Origin of the sequence: Moorena sp. SIO4A5, assembly GCF_010672005.1 — a bacterium.
GTDB lineage: Bacteria > Cyanobacteriota > Cyanobacteriia > Cyanobacteriales > Coleofasciculaceae > Moorena.
Window position 1 is genome coordinate 1 of record NZ_JAAHHZ010000278.1, and the last position, 6,121, is coordinate 6,121.

7 protein-coding genes and 1 pseudogene are annotated in these 6,121 nt (G+C 42.6%); 6 read left to right on the forward strand and 2 right to left on the reverse strand.

Going from position 1 to position 6,121, the window contains the following annotated elements; translation table 11 throughout:
- From F6K57_RS34845 to F6K57_RS34865, 5 genes and pseudogenes are all read left to right on the forward strand, one after another.
- Positions 1-1,287: ribulose bisphosphate carboxylase small subunit (locus tag F6K57_RS34845; RefSeq protein WP_293072543.1), on the forward strand; the 1,287-nt coding region annotated here is incomplete at its 5' end.
- Between the two features lie 26 nt (positions 1,288-1,313).
- A complete protein-coding gene (locus F6K57_RS34850) occupies positions 1,314-1,490 on the forward strand; it encodes an isopentenyl pyrophosphate isomerase (protein WP_293072545.1) in 177 nt (58 codons plus the stop codon).
- Positions 1,432-1,743: a hypothetical protein gene (locus F6K57_RS34855; protein ID WP_293072547.1), complete on the forward strand. Its 312-nt coding sequence runs from the start codon at positions 1,432-1,434 to the stop codon at positions 1,741-1,743. Before F6K57_RS34850 ends, F6K57_RS34855 begins: the two co-directional genes overlap by 59 nt.
- A 24-nt stretch (positions 1,744-1,767) precedes the next feature.
- Complete coding sequence (gene sfsA / locus F6K57_RS34860) at positions 1,768-2,499, forward strand: DNA/RNA nuclease SfsA (RefSeq protein WP_293023037.1); 732 nt, start codon at positions 1,768-1,770, stop codon at positions 2,497-2,499.
- A gap of 227 nt (positions 2,500-2,726) precedes the next feature.
- A pseudogene (locus F6K57_RS34865) lies at positions 2,727-3,683 on the forward strand (IS630 family transposase).
- 96 nt (positions 3,684-3,779) lie between these two features.
- Here F6K57_RS34865 and F6K57_RS34870 read toward each other — a convergent pair.
- Together F6K57_RS34870 and F6K57_RS34875 are read right to left on the reverse strand one after the other, a co-directional pair.
- On the reverse strand, positions 3,780-4,955 hold the full coding sequence (locus F6K57_RS34870) for a hypothetical protein (RefSeq protein WP_293023040.1): 1,176 nt from the start codon (positions 4,953-4,955) through the stop codon (positions 3,780-3,782).
- Between the two features lie 194 nt (positions 4,956-5,149).
- Positions 5,150-5,593, reverse strand: a complete 444-nt coding sequence (locus F6K57_RS34875) for a VOC family protein (RefSeq protein ID WP_293023043.1) — start codon at positions 5,591-5,593, stop codon at positions 5,150-5,152.
- A 338-nt stretch (positions 5,594-5,931) separates the two neighbouring features.
- Between F6K57_RS34875 and F6K57_RS34880 the strand changes: the two genes are divergently transcribed.
- On the forward strand, positions 5,932-6,121 hold a 190-nt coding region (locus F6K57_RS34880), incomplete at its 3' end, for a methyltransferase dimerization domain-containing protein (RefSeq protein ID WP_293072550.1).

Sequence of the window (6,121 nt, forward strand, 5' to 3'; positions counted from 1 at the left end):
ACTAAAAACTTCCTTGATATACCCCATGTCCGTGTGCCTCTAATTCTGGGAATTCATGGACGGAAGGGGGAGGGTAAGTCCTTTCAGTGTGAGCTTGTGTTCGAGCGCATGGGCATTGAAGCGGTTCATATGTCTTCTGGTGAGCTAGAAAGCCCAGATGCTGGGGATCCAGCCCGTCTGATCCGCTTGCGCTACCGAGAAACCGCTGAAATGATCCGAGTCAAGGGTAAGATGTGTGTGCTGATGATCAATGACTTGGATGCTGGGGCGGGACGGTTCGATGAACGCACCCAATATACGGTAAATACCCAGCTGGTGCATGGTACTTTGATGAACATTGCTGATAATCCCACCAATGTCCAACTTCCAGGGAGTTATGACTCACAACCGATCCACCGAGTACCGATTATTGTCACTGGTAATGATTTTTCTACTCTCTATGCGCCCTTGACTCGGGATGGTCGGATGGCGAAATTCTACTGGCAGCCCAACCGAGAAGACCGGATTGGTATTGTTAGTGGTATCTTTCACGAAGATGGACTCTCTACCGGGGAGATTGAACAACTGATTGATACCTTCGACAATCAAGCGATTGATTTCTTCAGTGCTTTGCGATCGCGTATTTACGATGAACAAATCCGTAAGTTTATTTACGATATTGGTATAGACCGAGTTTCCTCTCGTGTAGTCAACAGTAAGGAAGGACCGCCCAAATTTGAAACACCAAACTTTAGCATCTCCCGCTTAATTGAGTTTGGAGAACTGATTAAAGCTGAACAGCAACGGTTGGAACTCAGCGGACTAGCTAGGGAGTACAATCAAGTCCCCTCCCTGACGAGCCAAGCAACTAATACAAATACTAGAAATACTAATTATAATATCCCAACCCCTGACCAACCTCAAGCAAACCACAAGGCACCTGTATCCAATCCAGTCATCAGTGAGTCAACTAGCCCTAAAGTCACGAACGGCTTAAATCACTCTGAGACAGGACAGCGCAATGGTAGCAAAAAGCCCTTACATCTAGGATTAGATCTAGAAACCCAAGACCAGATTGGAGAGCTTTTGGCTCAAGGTTACCGCCTTACCCTAGAATACGGCAATGAGCGTCGGGTTAAGAATAATGCTTGGAAAAGTGGGAATCCATTACCAGAAAACAATGTATCGGAAGCGATCGCTGCTTTGACAGAACGCTTAGGGGAGCATAAGGGTGAGTATGTGCGCCTAATTGGTATCGACACCAAAGCCAAGCGGCGGGTTCTGGAAAAGATTATTCAACGCCCTTGAGATCTCTCCTGCTTGAAGATAGGGAGATGGGGAGATGGGGAGATGGGGAGATGGGGAGATGGGGGAGTGTGGGAAGTGTGGGGAGATGGGGAGATGGGGAGATGGGGGAGTGTGGGAAGTGTGGGGAGATGGGGAGATGGGGAGATGGGGAGATGGGGAGATGGGGAGATGGGGATATGGGGAGATGGGGAGATGGGGAGTAAGATCAGTTTTCCCTCTTGCCGATTCCCGATTCCCTCTTGCCGATTCCCGATTCCCTCTTGCCGATTCCCGACTCCCGACTCCCGACTCCATGGGGAGATGGGGAGATGGGGAGTAAGATCAGTTTTCCCTCTTGCCGATTCCCGATTCCCTCTTGCCGATTCCCGATTCCCTCTTGCCGATTCCCGACTCCCGACTCCCGACTCCCGATTCCCGACTCCCGACTCCCGACTCCCGACTCCCTTAACCAATTAACCATTAAAAGCTAGTAACTATAACATGACTAATGACAATAACTTGATTTACTCCTACCCACCCCTAAAAGCTGGAACTTTACTCAAACGCTACAAACGCTTTCTTGCGGATATTGAACTGCCATCAGGGGAAATTATTACTGCTCACTGCGCCAATACTGGCCCAATGATTGGAGTTTCAACTATTGGCTCTCCTGTACAAGTGTCCCATAGTGATAACCCAAAGCGGAAGTTACCATACACTTGGGAAATGATTCAGGTCAAGGACAATGAACCCACTTGGGTAGGGGTTAATACGGCTTTACCTAATCGAGTGATTAAGTTAGCGTTGGAACAAAAACTGATTCCCGAATTAGCGGACAGCTACAGCGAAATTCGCCCTGAGGTGCGTTACGGAAAAGAACGGAAAAGCCGCGTGGATTTTTTACTGACTGGCTCAGAGCGCCCGATTTATTTAGAAGTGAAAAGTGCTACCTTAGCTGAAGAGAATCGTGCTTTATTCCCTGATACAGTTACTACTCGTGGACAAAAACATCTGCAAGAACTGATGGCAGTACTTCCCGAAGCACGAGCCGTGATGCTTTATTTTATTAATCGTGCTGATTGTTTGCACTTTTCCCCTGGTGATAAGTATGATCCAGACTATGGTAAACTCTTAAGAGAAGCAGTTAGCAATGGTTTGGAAGTGTTGCCTTGTCGCTTTGAAATTACCCCGTCAGGAGTTCGCTATTTGGGGTTAGCAACCTTTGAGTGTTGATGGTGTTAGTAGGTTATAGCAGTTCTCAATTATTATTTATTGGTAATGGGTAGTTTACAATTATCAATTCCCCATTACCATAACCCAAAAATCCACAGACTCTTTGATAAGTGATTAACTGGATTTGATCTAATCTTTAATCAAATTCAACCTTAGGAAACTATGCCAGTATAGCGGTTTTTAAGCTAGTAAGGTACAATAATGATGATACATTCTAATAAAAAACCATGAAACCCTACTCCGTTGATCTTAGACAAAAAATTATTGATGTTTATACTCAAGGTAATATCTCTCAACGTCAGCTTGCTAAACAGTTCAATGTTGCCTTAAGCTTTGTTCAAAAATTACTCAAACAGTATCGGGACACTGGAAATATTGCCCCGAAAATTCGCACTCAACAAACTCCGACAAAACTTAAGCCAAAACAATTAACGATTCTCAAAAATCTGGTGACCATGACTAATGACGCTACTTTAGAAGAACTGCGGAACATGAAGCGCGAAAGAAACCGGAGTTTTCATTGGTATTTCCACAGTATATAGAATGCTAAAGCGTCTAAAAATAACCCGAAAAAAAAACACTGTACGCCACAAAAAAAGGCACAGATGAGGTACAAAAACAACGTTTACATTTCTGGGAAAAGGTTAGGGATATTAACGAAAAAGACCTGATTTTCCGTATTGGAATCCGGAGTGAATTTAGCAATGGTTCGTCTCTTTGCTCGCTCTGAACAGGGTCAACGTGCTTATGGTCAGCGCCCTTATAGGAAAGGTCAAAATCTTTCACTCATTAGTGCCATAAGTTGTGAATCTATCCTCGCCAGCACCTGTTTGTTGGGAAAAACTGATGCCATCACTTTTGAAGCTTTTATTTCTCAAAAATTAGTCCCTAAACTTTGGAGTGGAGCTTGTGTAATCATGGACAATTATTCAATTCATAAAGGAGATGAAACTAGAGATTTAATTGAAGCAACGGGTGCTAAATTAATCTATCTTCCCACTTACTCCCCTGAATTTAACCCGATTGAACATTGTTGGTCAAAGATCAAAAGTATTTTACGTAAAATTGGTGCAAGAACTTATCTTGATTTAGTAGAAGCTATTGAATTTGCTTTTAATCAAATCTCCCTTAAGGATATTCGTAATTGGTTTGCTCATTGTTGTTATTGTACCTCATTAGACTAAAAACCGCTATAGCAAATTCAAAGGTTTTGAAGTGAATGCCTTGTTGGTTCTTCCGATCCTGTTATCCTAAATAGGATCGGAAGAGCGACTTGATCTTTAGGGCAATAATGTTACTGCCTCTCGGTCTGCATACCGTAGCATGGCTTCATAAGGAGTTAATCCTGAAGATGCTGATAATGCTTTAATTTCAGTGACTAAAAACTTAACCACATCCCTGACGACTAGGTGAGCTAGAGGTTTATCGAAAGGAACACCTGCATTGCTTTGCCGCCAGAACCACTCTACCCGAGAGGTTAACGCTCCTCCCAATGTCAAAACTTGACCAGGTAAGGCGAAAACGCCATGTTGCTGAACTCGCTGCATTAGTTCAGCACCTGCTTCACCTCCAGGAATTGCCATATTATGAGCCAGGAGTAAGGTTGTACCCCTGGGCATTGTCTCCCAAAAAGAGTTTTCCAATTCCTGTCCAACGGTAGTAGCAACAATTAATCCTCCTCGCTCCAAACAATCTGTAGTGAAGGCTTTTTGCTTGGAGGGAAGCTTTAATAAGTTATCTGGAGGGACAATTCCACTATTAGGATCATCATACACCAGATCACAAACAGCTACATTTTGGTATGTCTCTCGCAAAAAGTACTTCAAAACGTCAGAACCCATGGCTCCCACTGCCCCAATTAAGGTAACTCGGTCTTCTTTCTGTTGTTGGAAACCAAGGGTTTCAATCGCTGAGATAATACCTGTTGCTGAGTAGGAAGATTTACCACCACATCCTCCCTGATCACAATTAATGCCGAGAGAATGAGGAGTAAATCGGTTCAAAGTATCCGCCAAACCAGCAAACCGACCAAAATCCGGAGTCAACTTGATCTTGCCTTGTTTTTGATTGAGGGATTCGCCAATGTGTTGAAAAATTGGTGAAATGGTAGAATCCCAATCTGGATGTTCTGGATTAACAAGGATGTCAGCAGTATCTTGGTGCTTGGGTCTGATTACGCAGCGAGCACCACCAACTTTGCTGTCCAAGAAACCTCCAGGAAGTCGATCGCTATAGTGGTTTAAAACACCTTTGCTTAATGCTGCATTGATCAGTTGATTTTTCAGGGCACTTTCAGACCACATCAATCGCTCGCAGATTTGCTTAGCTTCTGACTCCTGAGTATCAGGAGTTACCATTCGCGTTCCCCCATAAGAGTAGTTTACGGTTGGATTATTATCATTTGCGATAAAGATTTCAGCCAAATCATGATCTAACTTTTCGATTGTATTCGCCATTATTTGTTGATTGCTCCTTTTAAAGTTCAAACCCAACGATATAAGTCCAAAAAAGACTCAGTAACCCCTCACTATCCAACTAGTTTATAGTAAAAAAAAATCTGGATAGGGTGTTACAGGCATAAACAAGCCTTAAATATACTCTAAGACGGGTTGGCTATCTTCTCCATAACAACTGCTTCAAAGTCTTGTATTTATGTAAAAGGCTTGAACATTTGCTCGGGGTTCTTAAAAGCCTTAAATTCCAGAACATTTCCACAAGGATCGTGAAAATAAATCGTTCCTTGTTCTCCATTTTTGCCGACAAAACGTACTCGCGGACCAATTGTAAATTCGATGCCTTTTTCCTTTAAACGTTCAACTAAGCTTTCCCATTCTTCCCATTCTAAAATTATGCCAAAATGACGAACAGGGATGTTTAAAGGAGTTTGATCTCGATCAACGTGGTTGCTAGGTATATCTCGCGTTGCCTCCTGGGGTTGTAAATAGGCTGAAACGGAATTACCATAGAGGTTAAAATCAACCCATAAATCTGTACTACGTCCTTCTTTACAGCCAATCACACCACAATAAAATTGGCGTGTTTCTTCGAGATCGGCAACAGGAAAAGCTAAATGAAAAGGTTTAGATCCGGTCATACAGAACTGAGTATTAGATTTAGACTGTGATTTTATTTTATTAATTAAATCACGTATATCATTAAACAGCTTTTTTTTTATTTCCTCATTATCTTAACGAAAACTTTATTTTTTTTACTTTTCTTAATTATTCAGGTTGTGGGGTTGACAAAAGGGTAAAAATGAGCATAGTAATCCCTGAAGGCGTGACATGAGCCCCCTCAGATACCTGATCAACTAATGTCTATAGTGGAAGATTGTCTGCCGTTTTATGAGAAATTCTATCAAGAGGTATAATTTTGCCTGCCAAGTTAACTAGCTCTGACAATAACGTGCATGTAGATTTAGGAGAAGTATAAATGAAGGACAGCATCGACAATATATGTTTTAGCTTCTGGAACTCTGCGGTTCTCAGAGCGGCCATAAAACTTGGAATATTTCCTTTACTGGAACAACCTATTTCTGCCCGAGAAGTCTCCGATCACCTCAAAGCTAATCCTGGTTTTGTCCAAGCTTTTCTTGAATCCTGTGCTGGATTAGGTCTGCTGG

Bases quoted from the DNA above. Each gene is read 5' to 3' on its own strand.
- F6K57_RS34850 (WP_293072545.1), top strand. From the start codon at position 1,314: ATGGGGAGATGGGGAGATGGGGAGATGGGGAGATGGGGGAGTGTGGGA.
- F6K57_RS34855 (WP_293072547.1), top strand. From the start codon at position 1,432: ATGGGGAGATGGGGAGATGGGGAGATGGGGATATGGGGAGATGGGGAG.
- sfsA (WP_293023037.1), top strand. From the start codon at position 1,768: ATGACTAATGACAATAACTTGATTTACTCCTACCCACCCCTAAAAGCT.
- F6K57_RS34870 (WP_293023040.1), bottom strand. From the start codon at position 4,955: ATGGCGAATACAATCGAAAAGTTAGATCATGATTTGGCTGAAATCTTT.
- F6K57_RS34875 (WP_293023043.1), bottom strand. From the start codon at position 5,593: ATGACCGGATCTAAACCTTTTCATTTAGCTTTTCCTGTTGCCGATCTC.